The organism is Halomonas alkalicola (assembly GCF_030704205.1).
Taxonomy (GTDB): Bacteria; Pseudomonadota; Gammaproteobacteria; order Pseudomonadales; family Halomonadaceae; genus Halomonas; species Halomonas alkalicola.
On sequence record NZ_CP131913.1, the window covers coordinates 2,558,089 to 2,583,553 of the forward strand.

Consider the following 25,465-nt stretch of genomic DNA (forward strand, 5'->3'; position numbering starts at 1 on the left):
TCAGCGCTCCAGGAAGGAGAGGTCTTCGTCGCGGCGTGCGGTGAGCACCTCGACGCCGGTCTCGGTCACCAGCAGGGTGTGCTCCCACTGGGCGGAGAGGCTGCGGTCCTTGGTCACCGCGGTCCAGCCGTCGCGCAGCACCTTGGTGCGGGAGTCGCCGACGTTGATCATCGGCTCGATGGTGAAGCACATGCCGGCTTCGAGGGCGATGTCCGCCTCGGGGGCATAGCCGTCGTAATGCAGCACCTGGGGCTCCTCGTGGAAGCCGGCGCCGATGCCGTGGCCGCAGAAGTCGCGCACCACCGAGTAGCCGCTGGCCTCGGCGTGGCTCTGGATGGCGCGGGCCAGCTCGGAGAGGCGCGCGCCCGGGCGCACCAGGGCGATGCTGCGGTAGAGGCACTCCTGGGTGACCCGGCACAGCCGTTCGCCCTGGATGGTCTCGCCGATCACGAACATCACGCTGGAGTCGCCGGGGTAGCCGTCGGCGGTCCTGACGGTGACATCCAGGTTCATGATGTCGCCCTTCTTCAGGGCCTTGCCGTCGTCGGGAATGCCGTGGCACACCACGTGGTTGATGGAGGTGCAGACCGACTTCGGGAAGCCGTGGTAGTCGAGCGGGGCCGGGGTGGAGCCGAGCACGTCGACGATATAGTCGTGGCAGCGGCGGTCGATCTCGCCGGTGGTGATGCCGGCCGCGACGAAGGGGGTGATCATCTCCAGCACGCTGGCGGCCTGACGGCCCGCCTCGCGCATCTTCTCGATCTCGTCGGGCGTCTTGATGGGTACGTTCATGGAATCTCGAGGGTGGGGGGTGGGGTCGCCCGGGCGACTTCAACTTGCGGATGATCCATGGTATAAAGCTGCGCGCCTTCCTGCAATCGCCCGTCCTTTCCCGTCCGCGCACGTCGACGTGTCGCCGTGAAGGGTATGCGCGGTGTGGTGGCAGGGTGGGTGTGTATCAATGTAACGCCTTGAAAACACACATGCACCGGCACATGGTCCCGGGTGCTGTCGCGGCTCCTCCAGAGGGCTTCGGCGGTCGGATCCATGGGGTGCGTGGAGGCCTAACCCGATTTTCCAGGAGTCATCCATGGCACACGTCAATATGCGTGACCTGCTCAAGGCAGGCGCTCACTTCGGTCACCAGACCAAGTACTGGAACCCGAAGATGAGCAAGTTCATCTTTGGTGCCCGCAACAAGATCCACATCATCAACCTCGAGCATACCCTGCCGGCCCTGAACGAGGCCATCGATGTGGTCGAGAAGATGGCCGCGTCCAACAACAAGGTCATGTTCGTCGGTACCAAGCGCAGCGCCAGCAAGATCATCAAGGAAGAGGCCAAGCGCGCCGGTCAGCCCTATGTCAACCACCGCTGGCTGGGCGGCATGCTGACCAACTACAAGACCATCCGTCAGTCCATCAAGCGTCTGCGCGACCTCGAGACCATGCGCGAGGACGGCACCTTCGAGAAGCTGACCAAGAAGGAAGTCCTGATGGCGACCCGCGAGCAGGACAAGCTCGAGCGTTCCATTGGCGGTATCAAGGAGATGGGTGGCCTGCCCGACGCCCTGTTCGTGATCGACGTTGACCACGAGCGCATCGCCATCAACGAGGCGAACAAGCTCGGCATCCCGGTCATCGGCGTGGTGGATACCAACTCCGATCCGGACGGCGTCGACTACGTGATCCCCGGCAACGATGACTCCATCCGCGCCATCCAGATCTACGTCAAGGCCATCGCCGACGCCTGCACCCGTGCGAAGGAAGGTCGTCCCGACGAGTTCGTCGAGGTCACCGACGAGGTGGTCCAGGAAAGCGACAGCGCCGCCGAGTGATCGCGGCTAGTCTGTTCGGTGGCCGTCGCCACGGTGGTTGATGCCTCGGTGGTCGATGCCACGGCAGCCGGACAGACGAGAAGGGGGCCGCGGCCCCCTTTTTTCTCAGCATTCGCCGGATCCGTCACAGCGACGGGTCCGCTCTCCGTTGACACACAGATTCAGAGGTGAACCCCATGGCAGCTATCAGCGCCTCCCAGGTCAAGGAACTGCGCGAGCGTACCGGACTCGGCATGATGGAGTGCAAGAAGGCCCTCACCGAGGCCGGCGGTGACATCGAGGTCGCCATCGAGAACCTGCGCAAGAGCTCCGGCCTCAAGGCCGCAAAGAAGGCCAGCCGCACCGCCGCCGAGGGCACCGTGGTGACCCGCGTGGCCGAGGATGGCAGCTACGGCGTGATGGTCGAGATCAACTCCGAGACCGACTTCGTCGCCCGTGACGACAACTTCAAGGCCTTCGCCGACAAGGTCGCCGACGCCTTCTTCGCCGCCAAGAACGAAGACGTGGCCGCCGTGATGGCCGGCGATCTGGAAGCCGCTCGCGAGCAGCTGGTCCAGAAGATCGGCGAGAACATCGGCGTGCGTCGCTGCGTCGTGGTCGACGCCCTCGAGGGTGGCCTGGTGGGCGAATACGTCCACGGCGGCCGCATCGGCGTGCTGACCGTGCTCAAGGGCGGCAACGCCGAAGTGGCCAAGGACATCGCGATGCACGTCGCCGCCATCAACCCGGCCGTCGCGCGCCCCGAGGACATGCCCCAGGAGCAGCTGGACAAGGAGAAGGACATCATCCTCGCCCAGCCCGACATGGCCGGCAAGCCCGCCGAGATCGCCGAGAAGATGGTCCAGGGCCGCCTGAAGAAGTACCTGGCCGAGAACAGCCTGACCGAGCAGCCCTTCGTCAAGAACCCGGACCAGAGCGTTGCCCAGTTCGCCAAGGCGGCCGGCGGCGAGGTCCTCGGTTTCACCCGCTTCGAAGTGGGCGAGGGCATCGAGAAGGAAGAGGTCGACTTCGCCAAGGAAGTGATGGAACAGGCCAAGCGCAGCTGAGGTCAGAGGTTCCTGCAGGATGATGGCGTGCGCGCGAGCGCACGCCATCGCGTATCCGGCCGGTGCACCGGCCGCCCCCATGCCAATGCTGATGCCCCAGGAGAGATGCCATGTCCCCATCCGATCACGTCGAGACCTCACCCAAGGCCCGCACCGACAAGTCGAAGTACAAGCGAATCCTGCTCAAGCTCTCCGGCGAGGCGCTGATGGGCGAGCACGATTTCGGCATCGACCCCAAGGTGCTGGACCGCATGGCCCTCGAGATCGGCCAGCTGGTGGGGATCGGGGTGCAGGTCGGCATCGTGATCGGCGGCGGCAACCTGTTCCGCGGTGCCGCCCTGAACGAGGCCGGCATGGATCGGGTGACCGGTGACCATATGGGCATGCTGGCCACGGTGATGAACGCCCTGGCCATGCGCGACGCCCTGGAGCGTTCCAATATCCGCTCCCGGGTGATGTCCGCGATCCCCATGAGCGGCGTGGTGGAGCACTATGACCGCCGTACCGCCATCCGCTATCTCACCTCCGGGGATGTGGTACTGTTCTCCGCCGGTACCGGCAATCCCTTCTTTACCACCGATTCCGCGGCCTGCCTGCGCGGGATCGAGATCGACGCCGACGTGGTGGTCAAGGCCACCAAGGTGGACGGAGTCTACGACAAGGACCCGGTCAAGCACGCTGATGCGATCAAGTACGACCAGCTCAGCTATGACGATGCCCTGGACCAGAAGCTCGGCATCATGGATTTGACCGCTATCTGCCTGGTGCGTGACCATGACATGCCGGTCCGCGTCTTCAACATGAACAAGCCGGGCGCCCTGCTCAACCTGGTGGTGGGCGGCGAGGAAGGCACGCTGATAGACAGAGGTTGACACCGTGATCAATGACATCAAGAAAGATGCAGAATCCCGCATGAAGAAGAGCGTGGAAGCGCTGCATGGCAACCTGAACAAGATCCGTACCGGGCGCGCCCACTCCAGCATCCTGGACGCGGTGACCGTGGAGTATTACGGCAGCCAGGTGCCGCTCAACCAGGTGGCCAACATCAACATCGAGGACGCCCGTACCCTCTCGGTGGTGCCCTGGGAGCAGAGCATGGTGCCCAAGGTCGAGAAGGCCATCATGGCCGCCGATCTCGGCCTGAATCCCTCGACCGCCGGCAACAACATCCGCGTGCCGATGCCGATGCTCACCGAGGAGACCCGCAAGGGCTACATCAAGCAGGCGCGCTCCGAGGCCGAGCACGCCCGGGTGGCGGTGCGCAACGTGCGCCGCGATGCCAACGGTGACTTCAAGTCCCTGCTCAAGGAGAAGGAGATCACCGAGGACGAGCAGCGCCAGGCCGAGGACGCGATCCAGAAGCTGACCGACAAGTACATCGCCGAGATCGACAAGACGCTGGAGCTGAAGGAACACGATCTGATGCAGATCTGAGCAAGTCCGGGGCCGCCAGGAGGGCGGCCTCCTGCCTTCGCTGTCCACTCCCCGATGCGAGACCCCATGACGTCACCGCTCACCCCAGATTCCAGCGCCACGGAGGGCACGCCTGCCACCCCGGGGGGCCCGCTGCCACGTCATGTGGCGATCATCATGGACGGCAACAACCGCTGGGCGCGGGCGCGTGGCCTCTCCGGCGTGCGCGGTCACCATGGCGGCGTGGAGGCGGTGCGCGCCACCATCCGGCGTGCCGCCGAGCGCGGGGTCGAGACCCTCACCCTGTTCGCCTTCTCCAGCGAGAACTGGAAGCGTCCCCGGGCCGAGGTCAGCGCCCTGATGGAGCTGTTCCTGCTGGCGCTGAAGCGCGAGGTCAGCAAGCTCCACCAGAACGGCATCCGGCTCTCGGTGATCGGTGATCTCTCGGCCTTCTCGGACTCGATCCAGAAGCACATCGCCCGGGCCGAGGCCAAGACCCGCGACAACACCCGGCTGCACCTGGTGATCGCCGCCAACTATGGCGGCCAGTGGGACCTGACCCGGGCGGCGCGCCGCCTCGCCGAGCGGGTGGCCGCCGGCGAGATGGATCCCGAGGCCATCGACGAGGCCGCCTTCGCTTCTCAACTGAGCCTGGCCGGGGTGGCGCCGGTGGATCTCTGCATCCGCACCAGCGGCGAGCAGCGCATCTCCAACTTCATTCTCTGGGAGCTGGCCTACGCCGAGCTCCACTTCACGCCACGCCTGTGGCCCGACTTCGACGCCGACGCCTTCGACCTGGCGCTGGAGGACTTCCAGCGGCGCCAGCGGCGCTTCGGCATGACCGACGAACAGATCGAGGCGCAACAAGGTGCTTAGACAGCGCATCATCACCGCGGCCTGGCTGGCGCCGCTGATGCTGGCGGGCCTGTTTGGCCTGTCCGGCGGGTTCTTCGCCCTCTTCACGGCGGCCATCGTGCTGCTGGCCGGCTGGGAATGGACCAACCTGGCGGGCATCCGCCGGCCCGACAACCGGCTGATGCTGGTAGGCGTGCTGGGCATGGCGATGCTGATGCTCTGGCTCAGCGGTGGGGCCCTGATGGCCTGGCCGCTGTGGCTGGGCGTGGCCGGCTGGCTGGCCAATCTCTACTGGGTGGTTCACTACCCCGCACGCGGCGGGAAGGGGCAGTCGTCCACGCGGCGCCTGGCCATGGGAGTCTGGGTGCTGCTCCCCGCCTGGGTGGGGCTGAACGTGCTGCGCGATACCGGCGCGGTCTGGCTGCTCTTCGTGCTGCTGCTGGTGTGGTGTGCCGATATCGGCGCCTACTTCGCCGGCCGCGCCTTCGGGCGGCGCAAGCTGGCGCCCAGGGTGAGCCCGGGCAAGAGCTGGGAAGGGGTGGCCGGCGGCCTCGTCGCCACCGCCGCGCTTGCCCTGATCTTCGCCGCCTGGCAGGGGCTCGGCCTCGGCGGCGGGCTGGCCCTGCTGCTGGCGACCCTGGTGGTGACCCTGGTCTCGGTGCTGGGCGACCTGCTCGAGAGCATGCTCAAGCGCTTTCGCGGCATCAAGGACTCCAGCCAGCTGCTGCCTGGCCATGGCGGCGTGCTCGACCGCATCGACAGCCTCACCGCGGCGCTGCCCCTCTTCGCCCTGCTGATGCTCGGGGTGCTCTAGGGTGGCCGCAGCAGAGCGCGGCGCCTGGCGCCGCCAGGCAGTCACCGTGCTGGGGGCCACCGGCTCCATCGGCACCAGCACCCTGGACGTGATCGCCCGCCACCCCGAGCGCTATCGTGTCCATGCGCTGACCGCCCACCGCTCCCGGGAGCCCCTGCTGGCGCTGTGCCTCGTCCACCGGCCCGCGGTAGCGGTGCTCGGCGACGAGCGCGACGCGGCCTGGCTGCGGGCGCGCCTGGCCGAGGCCGGCGTGGCGACCGAGGTCGAGTCCGGCCCGGCGGCCCTGGTGGCGGTGGCCGAGGCGCGCGAGGTGGACGTGGTGATGTCGGCCATCGTCGGCGCCGCGGGGCTCCTGCCCACGCTTGCCGCGGTGCATGCCGGCAAGCGGGTGCTGCTGGCCAACAAGGAGGCCCTGGTGATGTCCGGGGCGCTCTTCATGGAGGCGGTGGCGACGAGCGGCGCGACCCTTCTGCCCATCGATTCCGAACACAATGCCATCTACCAGTGTCTACCCGTGGAGCATCGCGGGGGGCTCGCCCGCCACGGCGTGACCCAGCTGCTGCTGACCGCCTCCGGCGGCCCCTTCCGCGGCTGGTCGCCCGAGCGGCTGGCCGAGGTGACACCCGAGCAGGCCTGCGCCCACCCCAACTGGTCCATGGGCCGCAAGATCTCGGTGGACAGCGCCACCCTGATGAACAAGGGGCTGGAGCTGATCGAGGCGTGCTGGCTGTTCGACGCCCGGCCGGAGCAGGTGCAGGTGGTGGTGCACCCCCAGAGCGTGATCCACTCCATGGCCGCCTACAGCGACGGGTCGGTGATCGCCCAGTTGGGCAACCCCGACATGCGCACCCCCATCGCCTACGGGCTGGCCTGGCCGGAGCGCATCGAGGCCGGCGTCGAGGCGCTGGACCTCTTCCGGGTCGCCCGGCTCGACTTCGAGGCGCCGGACGAGGCCGCCTTCCCCTGCCTGCGCCTGGCTCGCGAGGCCATGGCCGCGGGGGGGACGGCGCCGGCGGTGCTCAATGCGGCCAACGAGGTGGCGGTGGAGGCCTTCCTGGCGGGTCGCCTCGGCTTCACCGGCATCGCCGAGCTGGTGGCCCGGGTGCGCGATGCCGAGCCGGTCCAGGCCGTGCGCGACCTCGAGACCGTACTGGACGCCGATGCCCGCGCGCGGCGTGCCGCCGTGACCCGGCTGGCGAACCGCTGACACCGATGCCATTCCAACCCGATTCCAGGAGGAGAGCGACTTGGGCCTGATCCAGAACATCCTGGCCGTCATCGTGGTGCTGGGCCTGTTGATCACCTTCCACGAGTTCGGCCACTTCTGGGTGGCCAGGCGCTGTGGCGTCCGGGTGCTGCGCTTCTCGGTGGGCTTCGGCACGCCGATCTGGTCCCGCGTCGACCGCCATGGCACCGAGTTCGCCGTGGCCGCCATCCCGCTGGGCGGCTACGTCAAGATGCTCGACGAGCGCGAGGCGCCGGTGCCCGAGGACGAGCTCGGCCAGGCCTTCAACCGCAAGACGGTATGGCAGCGGATCGCCATCGTCGCCGCTGGTCCCCTGGCCAACTTCCTGCTCGCCATCGTCGCCTACTGGGCGCTGTTCGTGGCCGGCACCACCACGGTGGCGCCGGTGATCGGCAGCGTCGAGCGGGGGGTCGCCGGCGGAGCGCGGCGGCCTCGTCGCCGGCCAGGAGATCGTCGCGGTGCGCGGCGAGGCGGTGCGCGGCTGGGACGAGATCAACCTCAAGCTGGTGGCTGCCATCGGCATGAGCGGCGAGCTCACCGTCGACGCCCGCAGCGACGCCACCGCCGAGCCCCGCGAGTATCGCCTGCCGGTGGAGAACTGGCTGGTGCGCCAGGACCCGCCCCAGCCGCTGCCGAGCCTCGGCGTGACCCCCTGGCGCCCGCCCTTCCCGGCGGTGCTGGGCCAGCTGATGCCCGGGGAGGCGGCCGACGCCGCCGGCCTCCAGGCCGGCGACGAGATCCTGGCGGTGGATGGCACCCCGGTGGACGACTGGATGCATTTCGTCGACATCGTGCGGGCAAGCCCCGGCGAGGCGCTGACCCTCGAGGTGGCGCGCGACGGCGAGCGGCTGAGCCTTGCCATCACCCCCGGCAGCAACACCCTGGAGGAAGGCGTGACCATCGGCTACATCGGCGCCGGCGTGGCGCCGGTGGCGTGGCCCGAGGAGTACCGCCGCGAGATCCGCTACGGCCCCGTGGCCGCAGTGGGCGAGGCGGTATCCCGCACCGGCGAGATGACCCTGCTGACCCTGGATGCCATCCGCAAGATGCTGGTGGGGTTGATCTCGCCCTCCAACCTCTCGGGCCCGATCACCATTGCCCAGATTTCGGGCGATTCGGCCCGGGCGGGGCTCGAGAGCTTCGTCAGCTTCCTGGCCTATCTCTCCATCAGCCTGGCGGTGCTCAACCTGCTGCCGATCCCGGTGCTCGACGGCGGCCACCTGCTCTACTATTTCGTGGAGGTGGTGCGTGGCCGCCCGGTCTCCGAGCAGGCCCAGGCGATCGGCCTGCGCATCGGCCTGGCGCTGGTGGGGACCCTGATGCTGATGGCGATCTATTTCGATCTGATGCGGCTCTGGTAGGCAAGGCCTCGCGAGGGGCGAGTGGAGTGCGTCTCGACCGGGGCGCCGGGGACAGACCGAAGAGGAGGTCCGTGGACCAGGGATGGTCTAGGTAGCCCCCAGGGAGGGGTTCATGGCGCCTCCTCGCAGGTCTGTCGCCGGATCAGCCCCGAATGACAAGGTCTGGATGATCGCCTTGTCAGCGAGCCGCACAAGTGTATAAGGTGCCTGTCTGGACAGGTTTGGCAGATCAACGCGAGCGAATCGACTGCATGAGAATCAAGACCATCGGACTGGCGGCACTGCTGCTCGTCGGGGCCGGGACGGCCCAGGCCCAACCCTTCGAGGTTTCGGACATTCGTGTGGAAGGCCTGCAGCGAGTCTCCGCCGCCTCCGTCTTCAACGCCTTTCCCGTCAGCGCTCGCGACCGCGTCGATGACCGCGAGCTGGCCGAGGCGACCCGCAGCCTGTTTGCCACCGGCCTGTTCGAGGATATCAGCCTCGCCCGGGACGGCGACGTGCTGATCATCCAGGTGGTGGAGCGACCCACCATCAGCCGTCTCAATATCAGCGGCAACCGCCGCATCGGTGACGATGAGCTGCGCCAGGGCCTGCGCCAGGCCGGCCTCGCCGAGGGCGAGGTGCTGCAGCTCTCCACCCTGGAGGAGATCCAGCGCGAGCTGGAGGGCGTCTACCAGGGGCAGGGGCGCTACAGCGCCACCATCGAGACCAGCGTGCGCGAGATCGACGAGGGCCGTGTGCAGGTCGACGTGGAGATCAACGAGGGTGCCGTGGCGCGCATCCGCCAGATCAACCTCGTCGGCAACCGCGCCTTTGATGACGACACCCTGCGCGACGTCTTCGAGCTCAACGACCGCCCTGGCCGCATCTTCGGCTGGTTCTCCCGGGACGAGTACTCCCGCGAGGCGCTGGCCGGCGATCTCGAGCGCCTGCGCTCCTTCTACCTGGACCGCGGCTACGTCAACTTCAACGTCGAGTCGACCCAGGTCTCGATCAGCCCGGACAAGTCGCAGATCTTCATCACCGTCAACGTCGACGAGGGTCGCCAGTACCGCATCGGCGACGTGCGCTTCGTGGGCGACCTGCAGATCAGCGAGCGGGAGGCCCGAGAGCTGCTGCGGGTCGAGTCCGGGGAGGTCTTCTCGCGCAGCGACGTGACCGCCTCCTCCGAGGCGCTGCGCGCGCGCCTCGGCGCCGAGGGCTTCGCCTTCGCCAACGTGGACGGCATTCCCGAGGTCTCCGCCTCGGGCGACACCGTGGACCTGGCGTTCCGGGTCGATGCCGGCCGCCGCGCCGATGTGCGCCGCATCGAGTTCATCGGCAACACCACCACCCAGGACGAGGTGCTGCGCCGCGAGATGATCCAGCTGGAGGGGGCGCCGGCCTCGACCCAGTCGATCACCCAGTCCCGCCAGCGCCTCGAGCGCCTCGGCTTCTTCCGCCAGGTGGACGTGGAGACCCGGCCCGTGGCCGGTGAGCCCGACAAGCTCGACGTCACCTACACCGTGGAGGAGCAGCCCTCCGGCTCCATCTCCGCCAGCGTCGGCTTCTCCCAGAGCGCCGGGGTCATCTACGGTCTGGGCCTCTCCCAGACCAACTTCCTGGGCACCGGCAACCGGGTGAACATCGGCGCTCAGCGTAGCGACACCTTCACCAGCGTCAACTTCGGCTTCACCGACCCCTATTGGACCCTCGACGGCATCTCCCGCGGCTACAACTTCTACTACCGCGAGACCGACTACGAGGACTCCGACATCTCCACCTACTCCACCGACGCCTACGGCGCGGGGATCAACTTCGGCTACCCGATCAACGAGATCACCCGTCTCAACTTCGGCGCCGCGGTGGAGGATCTGACGGTCAAGACCTATCGCGACACCGCCCAGGAGATCCAGCAGTACGTGGAGGACCAGGGCGAAGATGCCCAGAGCCTCAAGCTGACCGCCAGCTGGACTCGCAACAACCTCAACCGCGGCATCATGCCCACCGCCGGCAACTACCAGCGCCTCTCCCTGGAGACCGCGGTGCCCGGCAGCGACGCCGAGTACTACAAGCTGCGCGCCCAGGCCCGCCAGCTCTTCCCCCTCGATGACAACCACGACTGGGCGCTGAAGTTCAGCGGCGAGGTGGGCTATGCCGACGTGGTGGGCAGCGACCCCTACCCCTTCTACGAGAACTTCTACGCCGGCGGCCTCGGTTCGGTGCGCGGCTTCACCGCCAACACCCTGGGCCAGCGCACCACGCCGCCGGAAACCGGTGGGCGCGACCGGACCCTGGGCGGCAACGTGCTGATGCAGGGGAGCGCCGAGCTGCTCTTCCCGCTGCCCTTCATCGAGGACCGTCGCTCCCTGCAGACCTCGCTCTTCCTGGATGCGGGCAACACCTTCCTCACCGACTGCTATGCCACCGAGACCGGCACCTCGAACTGCAGCTCCGGGGTGGACCTGGGCGACCTGCGCTACAGCGTCGGCGTGGGGCTCTCCTGGCTGACGCCGGTGGGTCCGCTGACCTTCAGCATCGCCGAGCCGCTCAACGACGAGAGCGGCGACGACACCCAGTTCTTCCAGTTCTCGCTTGGCCAGACCTTCTGATCTCGCCAGCCCTTCAGATCGAAGGGCCGCCCCGGAGGGGTGGCCCGGCCAAGGAGCCCTACCATGCGTAAATTTACCGCTGCCCTGAGCCTTCTCCTGCTGGCCGCCCTGGCCCTGCCGGCCCAGGCCGCCGAGGTGGCCGTGCTGGACTGGCGCCGGGCGCTGATGCAGACCGATGCCGCCCAGCGTTCCATGAGCGACCTGGAGAGCCGTATCGGCAGCCAGCAGCGCCAGGCCCAGGCGCTCGACCAGGAGCTCTCCCAGCTGCAGCAGCGCGCCAGCAGCCTTACGGACAGCGAGCGCCAGGAGGCCAACCGCAAGGCGTCCGAGCTCAACCGCCTGGTCGGCGAGATCATGCAGGCCCAGCAGGAGGCCGAGCAGCGCTTCCTGAGCGACGCCGAGTCGCGGCTCGAGCAGGCCGTCGAGCAGGTGATCGCTCGCCACGGCATCGACGTCCTCGTCGAGCCCCAGGGCGTGCTGCACGCCAACCAGGATCTGCCCGACCTGACCGGCGAAGTGACCCAGATCCTCAACTCCCTGTTCTGAGCCGGCACCAGCGGACCCAAGCCATGACCCGACGCGACACCCCGACCCTCACCCTTGCCGACATCGCCGAGCGCCTGGGCGCCCGGCTGGTCGGTGACGCCGACCGCCGGGTCAGCGGGCTGGCCACCCTCAGGGAGGCCGGCCCGGACCAGGTAGCCTTCCTGGCCAACCGCGCCTATCTCAAGGACCTGCCGGAGACCCGGGCCGCGGCCGTGCTGCTCCATCCGCAGCACGGCGAGACCTGCCCCACGGCGCGCCTCGAGCTCGACAACCCCTACCTGGGCTATGCGGCGCTCTCTCGTCTCTTCGACCCCCTGGCGGGGCGCCCGCCCGCCGGCGTGCACCCCTCGGCGGTGGTGGATCCCTCCGCCAGCCTGGGGGCGCGGGTCGAGATCGGTCCCAGCGCCGTCATCGAGGCAGGCGTGACCCTGGGCGATGACGTCATCATCGGGCCCGGCTCCGTGGTCGGCGCCGACAGCGTCATCGGCGCCGGCTCCCGGCTCCACGCCAACGCCACCGTCTGCCACGGCGTGGTGGTGGGCCAGCGCGCCATCCTGCACAGCGGCTGCGTGATCGGCGGCGACGGCTTCGGCTTCGCCCACGACGGGGCGCGCTGGCACAAGATCGCCCAGCTGGGAGGGGTGATACTGGGCGATGACGTCGAGGTGGGCAGCTGCTCGAGCATCGACCGGGGCGCTCTGGGTGATACCATCATCGGCCACGACGTCAAGATCGACAGCCAGGTACAGATCGCTCACAACGTGCAGATCGGCGACCACAGCGCCCTGGCCGGCTGCGTGGGCATCGCGGGCTCCACCCGGGTCGGGAAGCACTGCATGCTGGGCGGCGGCGTGGGGCTCTCCGGCCATCTGACGCTCTGCGACGGGGTCCAGGTCACCGGCATGAGCCTGGTGACCAACTCGATCACCGAGCCCGGGGTCTACTCCTCCGGTACCGGCGCCATGAAGAACGCCCAGTGGCGCAAGAACGCGGTGCGCTTCAAGCAGCTCGACGACATCGCCAAGCGGCTCTCGCGGCTCGAGAAGGGGCGCGACGGTTGAGGGTCGCGCCCGGGGCGCTATAATCCCCCGCCTGCCCGACGGCCCGCGCCGTCGGCTCGCACCCGCCGGGACGGCGGGGCTCCCGATACTTCAGAGGTTGTGACGATGGTAATGGACATCAACGAGATTCGAGACTACCTGCCCCACCGCTATCCTTTTCTGCTGGTGGACAGGGTCACCGAGCTGAGCCTCGGCGAATCCATCGTCGCCTACAAGAATGTCAGCATCAACGAGCCGTTCTTCAATGGGCACTTTCCCCATCACCCCATCATGCCCGGCGTGCTGGTGATCGAGGCGCTGGCTCAGGCCTGCGGCATCCTCGGCTTCAAGACCGTCAACAAGCTGCCCGCCGACGGCTATGTCTACTACCTGGTGGGCAGCGACAAGGTGCGCTTCAAGCGTCCTGTGATGCCCGGTGACCAGCTTCAGCTGCGCGCCGACGTGATCCGCGAGAAGCGGGGCATCTGGAAATTCGCCTGCCAGGCCACCGTCGACGGCGAGCTGGCCTGCGAGGCCGAGATCATCTGTGCCGAGAGGAAGGTTGCTTGATCCATCCCACCGCCCTTGTCGACCCCGCCGCGCGCCTCGCCGATGACGTCGAGGTGGGCCCCTTCACGGTGATCGGCCCCGACGTCGAGATCGGGCCCGGCAGCCGCATCGGCCCTCATGTGGTCATCAAGGGGCCCACGACGCTGGGGGCGCGCACGCGTATCTTCCAGTTCGCCTCGGTAGGCGAGGATTGCCAGGACAAGAAGTACGCCGGCGAGCCCACCCGCCTGGTGATGGGCGACGACAACGTGATCCGCGAGGGGGTGACCCTGCATCGCGGCACCGTCCAGGACCGCGGCGAGACCACCATCGGCTCGCGCAACCTCTTCATGGCCTATGTGCACGTGGGCCATGACTGCGTGATCGGCAGCGACTGCATCCTGGCCAATCAGGTGACCCTGGCCGGCCACGTCAAGCTCGGCGACTTCGCCATCCTCGGCGGCCTCTCCGCGGTGCACCAGTTCTGCCACTTCGGCACCCACGCCATGGCCGGCGGCGGCTCCATCATCACCAAGGACACCCCGGCCTACGTGATGATCAACGGCAACCCGGCCCAGGCCCACGGCCTCAACCTGGTGGGGCTCAAGCGCCGCGGCTTCTCCAGGGAGTCGATGCGCGCGCTGGGCGAGGCCTACAAGCTGGTCTACCGCCAGGGGCTTACCGTGGAGCAGGCGCTGGCCGAGATCCGCGGCCGCTTCGACCTGCCCGAGACCGAGGCCTTCGCCGCCTCCATCGAGGCGTCGACCCGCGGCATCATCCGCTGATCATGGCCACGGCCGAGCGGCAGGCGGTGCGGCGAGTCTATCTGGTCGCCGGTGAGCTCTCCGGCGACATCCTTGGTGCCGGGCTGATGCGCGCCCTCAGGGCCCGCCATCCCGGCGTCGAGTTCCGCGGCATCGGCGGCCCGCGCATGATCCGCGAGGGGATCGACAGCCGCTTCCCCCTGGAGACCCTTTCGGTGATGGGCCTCGTCGAGGTGCTCAAGCACCTGCCCGGGCTGATCCGGGTGCGTCGCACCCTCAGGGCCGATGCCCTGGCCTGGCAGCCGGACATCATGGTCGGCATCGACGCCCCGGACTTCAACCTGGGCCTGGAGGGGCAGCTGCGCGAGGCGGGCCTGACCACCGCCCACTACGTCAGCCCCTCCGTGTGGGCCTGGCGCCAGGGGCGGGTCAAGGGCATCGCGAAGTCTGTGGATGCCATGCTCACCTTCCTGCCCTTCGAGGCAGCCTTCTACGCCCGCCACCGGGTGCCGGTGGCCTTCGTCGGCCACCCGCTGGCCGACGAGCTGCCCCTCGAGAACGACCGGACTGCCATGCGCACCGCCCTGGGCCTGCCCGGCGAGGGCGAGGTGCTGGCGCTGCTGCCCGGCTCCCGGGCCAACGAGATCCGCTTTCTCGGCGAGACCTTTCTCGCCGCCGCCGAACGGCTCAGTGCGGCGCGCCCGGGCCTGCACCTGGTGGTGCCGGCGGCCACGCCAAAGCGGCGCGAGGAGCTCGCGGCGCTGCTGGCCGGCCACCCCGGGCTTGCCGAGCGGCTGACCCTGCTCGACGGCCAGGCCCGGGAGGCGATGGTGGCCAGTGACGCCGTGCTGCTCGCCTCCGGCACCGCGGCGCTCGAGGCGATGCTCTGCCACCGCCCGATGCTGGTGGCCTATCGGATGGCGCCGGCGACCCACTGGCTCGCCCGGCGTCTGGTCAAGACCGAGTGGATCTCGCTGCCCAACCTGATCGCCCGGGAGACCCTGGTGCCGGAGCTGATCCAGGAGGCGGCGAGCCCCGAGGCGATCGCCGACCGGCTCGGCGCGATGCTCGACGACGCCCCGGGCCGCGTCGCCCTGGAGGCGCGCTTCGCGGCGATGCATGCGGGCCTGCAGCGCGACGCCAGCCGCCGGGCGGCGGAGGCCATCGAGGCCCTGGTGGCCGGCCGGCCGCTGCCCGAGAGCGTAGCCCCGGAGCGGGCCGGGGAGGCGGCATCGTGACCTCGGCAAGGGGCAAGGCCGCCGAGCTGCCCCCGCTGGTGGTGAACTACCGCGGCGAGCGCCTGGCCGGCGTCGACGAGGTGGGCCGCGGGCCCCTGGTGGGGGCGGTGGTGGCCGCCGCGGTGATCCTCGACCCGGCGCGCCCGATCGAGGGGCTCACCGACTCCAAGGCGCTCTCCGCCCGGCGCCGCGAGGCCCTGGACGTCGAGATCCGCGAGAGGGCCCTGGCCTTCGCCGTGGCCGAGGCCAGCCCCGCCGAGGTGGATGCGCTCAATATCTATCATGCCACCCACCTGGCCATGCGCCGGGCCATCGACGCCCTGAACCCGGTGGCGGAGTACCTGCTGGTGGACGGCAATCGCCTGCCCGGGCATCATCTGCCGGGACAGGCGGTGGTCAAGGGGGCCGCCCGCCACCCCGCCATCGCCGCCGCCTCGATACTCGCCAAGGTGGCCCGGGATGCCCAGATGCGGGCCCTCGACGCCCGGCATCCCGACTACGGCTTCGCCCGCCACAAGGGCTACCCGACCCGGGAGCACCTGGCCGCCCTGGAGCGCCTCGGCGCGCTGCCGGAGCACCGCCGCTCCTTCGCCCCGGTCAAGCGCCAGCTGGCGCTGTTCTAGGCCAGCGAGTCGCCATCGAGAGCGAGGAGCGCCGGGGATAGGTCGTCGCGGGGGTCTTTTGCCATGGATGGCAAAAGTAGCGTACAGGGAAGTATTCACAGCGCCCCCGCATAGACCTGTCGCCGGGTCAGCTCCGAGCGATACTGCCGGGATAGCCCCGCGCTTCCTGCAATGACTATTCACCGCCAAGCCCCGAGCCCCCTATGACCACGCCCTTCGTTCATCTCCGCGTCCACACCGAATACTCCCTGGTCGACGGCCTGGTACGCCTCAAGCCGCTGGTCAAGGCCGCGGCGGAGCAGGGCATGCCGGCGCTGGCGGTCACCGACGAGGCCAACCTCTTCGGCCTGGTGAAGTTCTACAAGGGCGCCCAGGGTGCCGGGCTCAAGCCGATCATCGGCGCCGACCTGTGGCTCGCCAATCCCCATGACGAGGAGCACCCCTACCGGCTCACCCTGCTGGCCATGAACGACACGGGCTATCGCAACCTTACCGAGCTGATCTCCCGGGGCTGGATGGAGGGGCAGCGGTTGGGGCGTGCCGAGCTGAAGCGGGAGTGGGTGCTGGCCCAGAGCGAGGGGCTGATCGCCCTCTCCGGCGGGCGCGACGGCGAGGTGGGGCGCTACCTGCTCAGCGACCATGGCGACGAGGCCCGCGCGCTGCTCGAGGAGTGGAACGCCGCCTTCCCCGGGCGCTTCTACCTGGAGCTGACCCGCACCGGCCGCCCCCTGGAGGAGGAGTGCCTGCACCTCTCGGTGGCGCTGGCCGTGGAGAGCGGCACCCCGGTGGTGGCCACCAACGACGTGCGCTTCCTCGAGAAGGAGGACTTCTGGGCCCACGAGACCCGGGTCGCCATCGGCGAGGGCCGGGCGCTCGACGACCCGCGCCGCGAGCGCAAGTACACCGAGGAGCAGTACCTCAAGAGCCCCGAGGAGATGGCCGAGCTCTTCTCGGACATCCCGGAGGCGCTCGAGAATAGCGTGATGATCGCCGCGCGCTGCAGCGTGGACGTGCGCCTGGGCGAGATCTTCCTGCCGGAGTTCGAGATCCCCGAGGGGATGACCCAGGACGAGTTCTTCCGCAAGGTCTCCCACGACGGTCTCACCGAGCGCCTCGACTTCCTGTTCCCCGCCGAGCGCTACCCCCGGGACGGCGCCGAGTACGCCGAGATCGACCAGCGCTACCGGAAGCGCCTCGACTTCGAGCTCGACGTCATCATCCAGATGGGGTTCCCCGGCTACTTCCTGATCGTGATGGACTTCATCCAGTGGGCCAAGGACAACGACGTCCCGGTGGGCCCCGGCCGCGGCTCCGGCGCCGGCTCCCTGGTGGCCTACGCCCAGAAGATCACCGATCTGGACCCCATCGGCTACGACCTGCTCTTCGAGCGCTTCCTCAACCCCGAGCGGGTCTCGATGCCCGACTTCGACGTCGACTTCTGCATGGAGAAGCGCGACCGGGTCATCGAGTACGTGGCCGACCGCTACGGCCGCAACGCCGTCTCCCAGATCGTCACCTTCGGCACCATGGCCGCCAAGGCGGTGGTGCGCGATGTGGCCCGGGCCCAGGGGCGCCCCTACTCGCTGGGCGACAAGCTCTCCAAGCTGATTCCCTTCGAGGTGGGCATGACGCTCGCCAAGGCCATCGAGGCGGAGCCGGCCCTCAGGGAGTTCGTCGAGGCCGACGAGGAGGCCGCCGAGATCTGGGAGATGGCGCTCAAGCTGGAGGGCATCACCCGGGGCACCGGCAAGCACGCCGGTGGAGTGGTGATCGCCCCCACCAAGCTCACCGACTTCTCGCCGCTGCTCTGCGACGAGGAGGGCGCGGGGCTCGTCGTGCAGTTCGACAAGAACGACATCGAGGAGGCCGGGCTCGTCAAGTTCGACTTCCTGGGCCTGCGCACCCTGACCATCATCGACTGGGCGCTGGAGATGGTCGACAAGGTGCGCGCGGTGGAGGGGCAGGGGCCGCTGAATATCGACAGCATCCCGCTGGATGACGCGCCCACCTTCGAGATGCTCAAGCGCGCCGAGACCACGGCGGTGTTCCAGCTCGAATCCCGCGGCATGAAGGAGCTGATCAAGCGCCTCCTGCCCGACTCCCTGGACGACATGATCGCTCTCGTCGCGCTGTTTCGCCCCGGCCCGCTGCAGTCGGGCATGGTGGACGACTTCATCAATCGCAAGCACGGCCGGTCCGAGATCTCCTACCCGCACCCGGACTACCAGCACGAGTGGCTGAAGCCGGTGCTGGAGCCCACCTACGGCATCATCCTCTATCAGGAACAGGTGATGCAGATCGCCCAGGTGCTGGCGGGCTACACCCTGGGCCAGGCCGACATGCTGCGTCGCGCCATGGGCAAGAAGAAGCCCGAGGAGATGGCCAAGCAGCGTGCCGGCTTCATGGAGGGGTGTGCGGCCAACGGCATCGACAAGGAGCTCGCCGGCAACATCTTCGACCTGGTGGAGAAGTTCGCCGGCTACGGCTTCAACAAGTCCCACTCGGCGGCCTATGCGCTGGTCTCGTATCAAACGGCCTGGTTAAAAGCTCATTACCCTGGCCCGTTCATGGCAGCGGTGATCTCCACTGAGATGGACAACCTCGACAAGGTGGTGCCGCTGATCGAGGAGTGCCGCAACCTCGGGCTCACCGTGACTCCGCCGGACGTCAACGTCGGCGGCTACAAGTTCACCGTGGATGACGAGGCCCGGGTGGTCTACGGCCTCGGCGCCATCCGCGGCGTGGGCGAGGGGCCCATCGGCGCCATCGTCGAGGCCCGCGAGGCCGAGGGGCCCTTCAAGGATCTCTTCGACTTCTGCCGCCGCGTCGACCCCAAGCGCATGAACAAGCGCACCCTGGAGGCGCTGATCCGCTCCGGCGCCCTGGACAGCCTCGGCCCCAACCGCGCCGTGCTGGCCGCGGCGCTGGATGACGCCCTCAAGGCCGCCGCCCAGACCCAGACCAACCAGAACCTGGGCATGGTCGACATGTTCGGCGAGGCCTTCGCCGACGAGGAGGCCCAGGGCGGCGACGTCTACGCCGAGTATCGTCGGGTGCGCGAGTGGACCGACAAGGAGCGCTTGGCCGGCGAGAAGGAGACCCTGGGGCTCTACCTCACCGGTCACCCCATCGACGAGTACGAGAAGGAGCTCGAGCGCTTCGTCTCGACGCGCATCAGCGACCTCAAGCCGTCGCGTGAGCCCCAGCGGGTCGCCGGCCTGGTGGTGGGGGTGCGCACCATGAAGTCCAAGCGCGGTGACACCATGGCCTTCCTGACCCTGGACGACCGCACCGGGCGCATCGAGGCGTCGCTGTTCGGCGAGCTCTATGACCAGCTGCGCGGCCAGCTCGAGCCCGACCAGGTGCTGATCGTCGAGGGGGAGGTCTCCTCCGACGACTACTCCGGCGGGCTGCGCCTGCGTGGCAAGGAGATCACCCCGATGGTGGCGGCGCGCACCCGCTACGGCCAGGCGGTGGAACTCTCCCTGGACGGTGCGGCCATCAACGGCCGGCTGGTGGACTCGCTGCGGGCGAGCCTCGACCCCCATCGCGACGCCGAGGGCCTGCCGGTGCGCCTGCGCTACCGCAACGCCGAGGCCACCGGCTGGCTGGAGCTCGACGCCGCCTGGAAGGTCTCGCCCACCGATGAGCTGCTGATCCGCCTGCGCGAGGTGCAGGGTCAGGACGGGGTGCGGCTGAAGTACCGCTGAGCCTGGGTCAGGGCTTGCCTCTTCCTGGTCCGCTGCGGCAAGAGTCGGGGCTGACCCGGCGCCCCTCAGCGAAGGCGCTCCAGCCGTGCACCGCCTTGCGCCGCTCGTTGAGGGTGCGATAATGCCAGCCACTTCATTTTTCGCGCCGCTGCCCGCCACGGGGGCCGGCGGTGAAACACCACAAGGCCACTCGCCAATGAATCCCAACTATCTCGACTTCGAACAGCCCATCGCCGAGCTCCAGGCCAAGATCGAGGAGCTGCGCCTGGTCGGCAACGACAGCCAGCTCAACCTCAGCGACGAGATCGAGCGCCTCCAGGAGAAGAGCCGCAAGCTCACCGAGTCCATCTTCAAGGACCTCACCCCCTGGCAGGTCTCGCAGCTCTCCCGCCATCCCCAGCGTCCCTACACCCTGGACTACCTGGAGCACGTCTTCACCGACTTCGACGAGCTCCACGGCGACCGCCACTTCGCCGATGATGCCGCCATCGTCGGCGGCGTGGCGCGCCTCGACGACCGTCCGGTGATGGTGATCGGCCACCAGAAGGGCCGCGACGTGAAGGAGAAGGTGCGCCGCAACTTCGGCATGCCGCGCCCCGAGGGCTATCGCAAGGCGTGCCGCCTGATGGAGATGGCCGAGCGGTTCAAGATGCCGGTGCTCACCTTCATCGACACTCCCGGCGCCTATCCCGGCATCGATGCCGAGGAGCGCGGCCAGTCCGAGGCCATCGCCTACAACCTGGCGGTGATGTCGCGCCTGCGTACGCCGATCATCGCCACCGTGGTGGGCGAGGGCGGCTCCGGGGGGGCACTGGCCATCGGCGTCTGTGACGAGCTGGCCATGCTGCAGTACTCCACCTACTCGGTGATCTCCCCCGAGGGCTGCGCCTCCATCCTGTGGCGCAGCGCCGACAAGGCCTCCGACGCCGCCCAGGCCATGGGCGTCACCGCCGAGCGCCTTCGCGAGCTCGGCTTCGTGGATACCCTGATCGAGGAGCCGCTGGGCGGCGCCCACCGCCAGCCGGTTACCACCGCCGAGCGGGTCAGGGAGGCGCTGCTGGCCAGCCTCGAGCGCCTCGAGGCGATGGATACCGATGCGCTGCTGGCGCGTCGTTATGAGCGCCTGATGAGCTACGGCGCTCCGGTCTGACGGACCTTTCTGCGCTCGGCCATGCCCCTGCAAGCCACGATTGATCGCGCCCTGGCGGAGACCCCGCCGGGGCGTTGCGTCTGGGTGGCCCTCTCCGGCGGGCTCGACTCCGCGCTGCTGCTGACGCTCGCCGCCGAGGCGTGCCGGCGCCATCCCCGCCCGCTGCGTGCCCTCCACGTGCACCATGGCCTGCAGGCCGCGGCCGACGATTTCGAGCGTCACTGTCGCCGGCTCTGCTCGCGGCTCGGCGTGCCGTTCTATGTCGAGCGGGTCACGGTGGATCTCGCCGCGGGGCAGGGGCTGGAGGGGGTGGCCCGGGAGGCGCGCTATGCCGCCTTCGCCCGTCGCGTCGCCGTCGGCGAGACCCTGTGGCTGGCCCAGCACCGCGACGATCAGGCCGAGACCTTCCTGCTCGCCGCGCTTCGCGGCAGCGGCGTGCGTGGGCTGGCCGGCATGCCGCCGCTGCGGGCCTGGCGGGGCAGGGCGCTTGCGCGGCCGCTGCTGGCGGTCTCCCGGGCATCGCTTGAGGCCGAGGCGGCTCGCCTGGGGCTGGCCTGGGTGGAGGACCCCTCCAACGCCGACGAGGGGCTCGATCGCAACCTCCTGCGCCGCACGGTGCTGCCCGCGCTGACGGCGCGCTGGCCCCACGCCGCCGCGGCGCTGGCGCGCAGCGCGGCCCTGGCCGGTGAGGCCGAGGGGCTGCTGGGTGAGCTGGCCGAGCTCGACCTCGAGCGTCTCGGCGGTGAGCCTGCCCGGCTGCCGGTGTCGCGGCTGGTGGCGCTCACCCTCGCCCGCCAGCGGCTGCTGGTGCGTCATGCCTGCGTGCGACTGGCCCTGCCGGCACCGCCGGCGGCGCGCCTGGCGACGCTGCTCGATCAGCTGGACGCGCGCAGCGACGCCGAGGCGCGGGTGGCCTGGCCGGGCGGCGAGGCGCGCCTGTGGCGCGGCGTGCTCCACCTGATGGCGCCGCTGCCCGCCCTGCCGGCAAGCTGGCAGGGGGCGTGGGGCGGCGATGCGCCGCTGTCGACGCCGCTGGGGGAGTGTGACGTGCGGCTGTGGCCGGAGGCGGCCAGGGTGGGTGGCGGGCTGCGCCTGAGCCCGCGGCGCGGCGGTGAGCGGCTGCGCCTGGCCGGTCGCGGCTCCCGGGACCTCAAGCGGCTGCTGCAGGAGCGGGCGGTGCCGCCCTGGGAGCGCCAGCGGCTGCTGGTGGTGTGGCATCTCGACAGGGGCGGGGCCGAGACGGTGGTGGCGCTGCTCGACCCGGTGGGCGAGCGCTGGCTGGCGGTGGCGGCGGGGTGGCGTGCGTCGCCGTGAAGGCCCCTCCCGTGGTGGCCTGATCGGCGCTCAGCTGGCCGGCAGCAGCTCCAGGCCGAAGCCGGCCGCCTGCTGGTAGACGCACTCCTGCTCGAGGTCGGTGACCAGCAGCATGGGGTCCTCGCCGGGTTCCAGCCACAGGCGCAATGCCTCGCCGTCGGTCGAGAGGCGCGGTGTGCCGGGCGGCTGTTCCGGCCGGCTGTGATTGAGCAGCACCGCCAGGCGCAGCAGGCGGGCAAGGCGCGCGTGGGAAGGTTGGACGGAGGCGGGCAGGGCCTGCCACTCCTTGAGCGGAAACTTGCGGCGGTGAGCGCGCACCAGGAAGGCCAGCAGGCGCTGCTCCGGGCGCGAGAAACCGGCCAGGTCGGAGTGTTCCAGCAGGTAGGCCCCGTGACGATGGAACTGGCTGTGGGAGATCGCCAGGCCGATCTCGTGGAGGCGGGCGGCCCAGCTCAGGAAGCGCGCCTGGTCGTCGTCCAGGCCCCAGGCGTCGCGCACCTGGTCGAACAGCGCCGCGGCGCTGGCGGCCACGTTGCTGGCCTGGCGCTCATCCACCCCGTAGCGGCGCTCGAGCAGCTCCAGGCTCTTGAGCCTCGAATCCTCCGGGCTGTTGCGCCCGGCCATGTCGTAGAGCACCCCCTCGCGCAGGGCGCCGTCGGCATAGCGCATCTGCTCGAGGCCGAAGGCCTCGAAGACGGCGCCGAGCACCGCGATGCCGGCGGGAAAGACTCGGGCGCGATCGGGCTTGAGCCCCTCCATGGCGACCCGATCCAGGCGCCGGCACTTGATCAGCCGCTCGCGCAGGGCGGCCAGCCCCTCCCGGGTGATCACCCCTTCCGGCGCCTCTCCGGCGGCATGCAGCACCGCAGCGGCCGCCTTGATGGTGCCGCTGGACCCCACCGGATCTTCCCAGCCCAGTTCGCGGTACTGCCGGCGGATATTGGCGAGCTCCGAGAGGGCGGCAAGCTCTGCGCGGCGCATGCGCTTGTCGGAGATCTCGCCGTTGTCGAAGAAGCGCCGGCTGAAGGTCACGCAGCCCATGCGCAGGCTCTCCAGGGCCAGCGGCTCGAAGCGCTCGCCGATGATGAACTCGGTGGAGCCGCCGCCGATGTCGACGATCAGCCGGCGCCCCTCCTCGGCCAGGGCATGGGCGGCGCCCAGGTAGATCAGACGTGCCTCCTCGCGTCCGGCGATGATCTCGATGGGGCAGCCCAGCAGGGCCTCGGCGCGCTCGATCAGCGCCTGGCTGTTGGCCGCATCCCTCAGCGCATTGGTGCCCACCACCCGCAGCTGCCCCGGGGCGATGTCCTCCACGAAGGGGGCGAAGCGGGCCAGGCAGTCCAGGGCGCGCTGCATGGTGGCCTCGTCAAGCAGGCCCTCGTCGTCGAGGCCTGCGGCCAGCTGCACCTTCTCTCCCTGCCGCGCCACGACCTGCAGCCGCTCGTCCTGATAGTTGGCGACCAGCAGGTGAAAGCTGTTGGAGCCGAGATCGATGGCGGCGAGGCGTCGGGTGGGGGCCGGCTCCGCTGGCGAGGTCATGGTGAGTCCCTGAGGTTGGCTGAGGGGGAAAGGTTGCGGCGCGACCCCCGCCCTGTCAATCACCACGGGGCTTGCGTTCCCAAGGGCCCTTGTCTAGTATCGTGATGTTCGCCTGTTCCGAATGCTTTCCGACCGTCCTGCGGCGATCCCGTCTCGGTCAACTTCAAGTCGTCAGTCAGCCCACAATGTCCAGCGATAGCCGGCCCCGCCGTAGCCGCTGGTCAGGCGAAACCGAATCTGCTCCCTCGACTCCCTCGGCCGGCGCCCCCTGCGGTTGCCTCTCCCATGGCCATCGGGATCCAATGTGACGAGTGGCAGCCTCTCCGGGCTCTGAACGCACCCCACGCGGCGTTATCGTCTCGCCTCCCGCCAAACGCGGCGCATCGACGCCCGGCTTCCACGAGCTATCTCTGAACACACCGATGAATCTTACCGACCTCAAGCAAAAGTCAGTGCCGGATCTCCTGGAGATCGCCCGCGAGATGGGCATCGACAACCTGGCGCGCTCCCGCAAGCAGGACATCATCTTCGCCATCCTCAAGAAGCATGCCAAGAGCGGTGAGCCGATCTATGGCGATGGTGTGCTGGAGATCCTTCAGGATGGGTTCGGCTTCCTGCGCAGTGCCGACAGCTCCTATCTGGCCGGGCCCGACGACATCTATGTGTCGCCCTCCCAGATCCGTCGCTTCAACCTGCGCAAGGGCGACTCCATCTCCGGCAGGATCCGCCCCCCCAAGGAGGGCGAACGCTACTTTGCCCTGCTCAAGGTCAGCGAGATCAACTTCGACAAGCCTGAGAACGCCAAGCACAAGATCCTCTTCGAGAACCTCACGCCGCTGTTCCCCCAGGAGCGGCTGCGCATGGAGATCGGTAACGGCTCCACCGAGGATCTGACGGCGCGGATCATCGATCTCACGGCGCCCATCGGCAAGGGCCAGCGCGGCCTGCTGGTCTCCCCGCCCAAGGCGGGCAAGACGCTGATGCTGCAGAACATCGCCACCTCCATCACCCGCAACAACCCCGAGTGCCATCTGATCGTCCTGCTGATCGACGAGCGCCCGGAAGAGGTGACGGAGATGTCGCGCACCGTGCGCGGCGAGGTGGTGGCCTCGACCTTCGACGAGCCGCCGGCCCGCCACGTGCAGGTGGCCGAGATGGTGATCGAGAAGGCCAAGCGCCTGGTGGAACACAAGAAGGACGTGGTGATCCTGCTCGACTCCATCACCCGCCTGGCACGCGCCTACAACACCGTGGTGCCGAGCTCCGGCAAGGTGCTGACCGGTGGCGTGGACGCTCACGCCCTGGAGAAGCCCAAGCGCTTCTTCGGCGCGGCGCGCAACATCGAGGAGGGCGGAAGCCTGACCATCATCGCCACGGCGCTGGTGGACACCGGCTCCAAGATGGACGAGGTGATCTTCGAGGAGTTCAAGGGCACCGGCAACATGGAGGCGCACCTGGACCGCAAGCTGGCCGAGCGTCGCGTCTACCCGGCCATCAACATCCGCCGCTCCGGTACCCGCCGCGAGGACCTGCTCGCCTCCGAGGACGAGATGCAGCGCATGTGGATCCTGCGCAAGCTGCTCAACCCCATGGATGACACCGCGGCCACCGAGTTCCTGATCGACCGCCTCAAGGATACCAAGACAAACATCGAGTTCTTCGAGGCCATGAAACGGCGTTGATTCTGGCCTGCTGCGCTTGGCGATACTGCGTTGGAAAACAGCTCAAGCTGCTCATTTACTGAAGTAAACTCCGCGCTTTCGCTGTTTTCCGCCTTGTCTCGCCTTCGCTCGCTACGGCCAGCTTTCAACGCCTTCGCCTTGAAGGGT

The 25,465-nt window shown here is 68.9% G+C and carries 20 protein-coding genes and 1 pseudogene; 19 read left to right on the forward strand and 2 right to left on the reverse strand.

Going from position 1 to position 25,465, the window contains the following annotated elements:
• Positions 1 to 792 carry a type I methionyl aminopeptidase gene (map, locus tag B6N23_RS12190; RefSeq protein WP_305499276.1) on the reverse strand — a complete coding sequence of 264 codons (792 nt, stop codon included), beginning with the start codon at positions 790 to 792 and terminating at the stop codon, positions 1 to 3.
• A 298-nt stretch (positions 793 to 1,090) separates the two neighbouring features.
• On the opposite strand from map, the gene rpsB reads away from it, so the two are divergent.
• From rpsB to tilS, 18 genes and pseudogenes are all read left to right on the forward strand, one after another.
• Positions 1,091 to 1,837: a 30S ribosomal protein S2 gene (gene rpsB / locus B6N23_RS12195; protein ID WP_169959334.1), complete on the forward strand. Its 747-nt coding sequence runs from the start codon at positions 1,091 to 1,093 to the stop codon at positions 1,835 to 1,837.
• Positions 1,838 to 2,013: 176 nt separating this feature from the next.
• On the forward strand, positions 2,014 to 2,883 hold the full coding sequence (tsf, locus tag B6N23_RS12200; protein WP_110068935.1) for a translation elongation factor Ts: 870 nt from the start codon (positions 2,014 to 2,016) through the stop codon (positions 2,881 to 2,883).
• 110 nt (positions 2,884 to 2,993) lie between these two features.
• Positions 2,994 to 3,755 carry a UMP kinase gene (gene pyrH, locus B6N23_RS12205; RefSeq protein WP_169959333.1) on the forward strand — a complete coding sequence of 254 codons (762 nt, stop codon included), beginning with the start codon at positions 2,994 to 2,996 and terminating at the stop codon, positions 3,753 to 3,755.
• A 4-nt stretch (positions 3,756 to 3,759) separates the two neighbouring features.
• Positions 3,760 to 4,317: a ribosome recycling factor gene (frr, locus tag B6N23_RS12210; protein WP_110068933.1), complete on the forward strand. Its 558-nt coding sequence runs from the start codon at positions 3,760 to 3,762 to the stop codon at positions 4,315 to 4,317.
• A gap of 66 nt (positions 4,318 to 4,383) precedes the next feature.
• Complete coding sequence (uppS, locus tag B6N23_RS12215) at positions 4,384 to 5,172, forward strand: polyprenyl diphosphate synthase (protein ID WP_305499281.1); 789 nt, start codon at positions 4,384 to 4,386, stop codon at positions 5,170 to 5,172.
• Positions 5,165 to 5,965: a phosphatidate cytidylyltransferase gene (locus B6N23_RS12220; RefSeq protein ID WP_305499283.1), complete on the forward strand. Its 801-nt coding sequence runs from the start codon at positions 5,165 to 5,167 to the stop codon at positions 5,963 to 5,965. The genes uppS and B6N23_RS12220 overlap by 8 nt, the downstream gene beginning before the upstream one ends.
• Position 5,966: 1 nt before the next feature.
• Entirely contained in the window at positions 5,967 to 7,172 is a 1,206-nt protein-coding gene (ispC, locus tag B6N23_RS12225) for a 1-deoxy-D-xylulose-5-phosphate reductoisomerase (RefSeq protein WP_305499289.1), read from the forward strand.
• A gap of 40 nt (positions 7,173 to 7,212) precedes the next feature.
• Positions 7,213 to 8,572, forward strand: a pseudogene (gene rseP / locus B6N23_RS12230) (RIP metalloprotease RseP).
• Positions 8,573 to 8,823: 251 nt separating this feature from the next.
• Entirely contained in the window at positions 8,824 to 11,163 is a 2,340-nt protein-coding gene (bamA, locus tag B6N23_RS12235; RefSeq protein WP_305499290.1) for an outer membrane protein assembly factor BamA, read from the forward strand.
• A gap of 63 nt (positions 11,164 to 11,226) precedes the next feature.
• Complete coding sequence (locus B6N23_RS12240; RefSeq protein ID WP_305499292.1) at positions 11,227 to 11,709, forward strand: OmpH/Skp family outer membrane protein; 483 nt, start codon at positions 11,227 to 11,229, stop codon at positions 11,707 to 11,709.
• 23 nt (positions 11,710 to 11,732) lie between these two features.
• Complete coding sequence (gene lpxD / locus B6N23_RS12245; RefSeq protein ID WP_305499294.1) at positions 11,733 to 12,770, forward strand: UDP-3-O-(3-hydroxymyristoyl)glucosamine N-acyltransferase; 1,038 nt, start codon at positions 11,733 to 11,735, stop codon at positions 12,768 to 12,770.
• A gap of 105 nt (positions 12,771 to 12,875) precedes the next feature.
• The gene (fabZ, locus tag B6N23_RS12250) at positions 12,876 to 13,319 is read left to right on the forward strand and encodes a 3-hydroxyacyl-ACP dehydratase FabZ (protein ID WP_305499296.1); all 444 of its coding nucleotides are present in this window, start codon (positions 12,876 to 12,878) and stop codon (positions 13,317 to 13,319) included.
• Complete coding sequence (gene lpxA / locus B6N23_RS12255) at positions 13,316 to 14,083, forward strand: acyl-ACP--UDP-N-acetylglucosamine O-acyltransferase (RefSeq protein ID WP_305499298.1); 768 nt, start codon at positions 13,316 to 13,318, stop codon at positions 14,081 to 14,083. The genes fabZ and lpxA overlap by 4 nt, the downstream gene beginning before the upstream one ends.
• Before the next feature lie 2 nt (positions 14,084 to 14,085).
• A complete protein-coding gene (gene lpxB / locus B6N23_RS12260; protein WP_305499300.1) occupies positions 14,086 to 15,300 on the forward strand; it encodes a lipid-A-disaccharide synthase in 1,215 nt (404 codons plus the stop codon).
• The gene (gene rnhB / locus B6N23_RS12265; protein ID WP_305499302.1) at positions 15,297 to 15,923 is read left to right on the forward strand and encodes a ribonuclease HII; all 627 of its coding nucleotides are present in this window, start codon (positions 15,297 to 15,299) and stop codon (positions 15,921 to 15,923) included. Before lpxB ends, rnhB begins: the two co-directional genes overlap by 4 nt.
• Positions 15,924 to 16,126: 203 nt before the next feature.
• A complete protein-coding gene (gene dnaE / locus B6N23_RS12270; protein WP_305499304.1) occupies positions 16,127 to 19,633 on the forward strand; it encodes a DNA polymerase III subunit alpha in 3,507 nt (1,168 codons plus the stop codon).
• 196 nt (positions 19,634 to 19,829) lie between these two features.
• Positions 19,830 to 20,783 (forward strand): acetyl-CoA carboxylase carboxyl transferase subunit alpha, encoded by a 954-nt coding sequence (gene accA / locus B6N23_RS12275; RefSeq protein WP_302139584.1) that lies wholly within the window; start codon positions 19,830 to 19,832, stop codon positions 20,781 to 20,783.
• A gap of 21 nt (positions 20,784 to 20,804) precedes the next feature.
• Positions 20,805 to 22,097 carry a tRNA lysidine(34) synthetase TilS gene (gene tilS / locus B6N23_RS12280; RefSeq protein ID WP_305499307.1) on the forward strand — a complete coding sequence of 431 codons (1,293 nt, stop codon included), beginning with the start codon at positions 20,805 to 20,807 and terminating at the stop codon, positions 22,095 to 22,097.
• 30 nt (positions 22,098 to 22,127) lie between these two features.
• On the opposite strand, the gene ppx is transcribed toward tilS, so the two are convergent.
• The gene (gene ppx, locus B6N23_RS12285; RefSeq protein ID WP_305499309.1) at positions 22,128 to 23,636 is read right to left on the reverse strand and encodes an exopolyphosphatase; all 1,509 of its coding nucleotides are present in this window, start codon (positions 23,634 to 23,636) and stop codon (positions 22,128 to 22,130) included.
• A 422-nt stretch (positions 23,637 to 24,058) separates the two neighbouring features.
• Between ppx and rho the strand changes: the two genes are divergently transcribed.
• Complete coding sequence (gene rho / locus B6N23_RS12290; protein WP_169959319.1) at positions 24,059 to 25,318, forward strand: transcription termination factor Rho; 1,260 nt, start codon at positions 24,059 to 24,061, stop codon at positions 25,316 to 25,318.
• Positions 25,319 to 25,465 lie beyond the last annotated feature (147 nt).

Excerpts from the sequence above, each read along its gene's own strand:
- map (WP_305499276.1), bottom strand. The coding sequence starts at position 792 with ATGAACGTACCCATCAAGACGCCCGACGAGATCGAGAAGATGCGCGAG.
- rpsB (WP_169959334.1), top strand. The coding sequence starts at position 1,091 with ATGGCACACGTCAATATGCGTGACCTGCTCAAGGCAGGCGCTCACTTC.
- tsf (WP_110068935.1), top strand. The coding sequence starts at position 2,014 with ATGGCAGCTATCAGCGCCTCCCAGGTCAAGGAACTGCGCGAGCGTACC.
- pyrH (WP_169959333.1), top strand. The coding sequence starts at position 2,994 with ATGTCCCCATCCGATCACGTCGAGACCTCACCCAAGGCCCGCACCGAC.
- uppS (WP_305499281.1), top strand. The coding sequence starts at position 4,384 with ATGACGTCACCGCTCACCCCAGATTCCAGCGCCACGGAGGGCACGCCT.
- bamA (WP_305499290.1), top strand. The coding sequence starts at position 8,824 with ATGAGAATCAAGACCATCGGACTGGCGGCACTGCTGCTCGTCGGGGCC.
- B6N23_RS12240 (WP_305499292.1), top strand. The coding sequence starts at position 11,227 with ATGCGTAAATTTACCGCTGCCCTGAGCCTTCTCCTGCTGGCCGCCCTG.
- lpxD (WP_305499294.1), top strand. The coding sequence starts at position 11,733 with ATGACCCGACGCGACACCCCGACCCTCACCCTTGCCGACATCGCCGAG.
- fabZ (WP_305499296.1), top strand. The coding sequence starts at position 12,876 with ATGGTAATGGACATCAACGAGATTCGAGACTACCTGCCCCACCGCTAT.
- lpxB (WP_305499300.1), top strand. The coding sequence starts at position 14,086 with ATGGCCACGGCCGAGCGGCAGGCGGTGCGGCGAGTCTATCTGGTCGCC.
- dnaE (WP_305499304.1), top strand. The coding sequence starts at position 16,127 with ATGACCACGCCCTTCGTTCATCTCCGCGTCCACACCGAATACTCCCTG.
- accA (WP_302139584.1), top strand. The coding sequence starts at position 19,830 with ATGAATCCCAACTATCTCGACTTCGAACAGCCCATCGCCGAGCTCCAG.
- tilS (WP_305499307.1), top strand. The coding sequence starts at position 20,805 with ATGCCCCTGCAAGCCACGATTGATCGCGCCCTGGCGGAGACCCCGCCG.
- ppx (WP_305499309.1), bottom strand. The coding sequence starts at position 23,636 with ATGACCTCGCCAGCGGAGCCGGCCCCCACCCGACGCCTCGCCGCCATC.
- rho (WP_169959319.1), top strand. The coding sequence starts at position 24,059 with ATGAATCTTACCGACCTCAAGCAAAAGTCAGTGCCGGATCTCCTGGAG.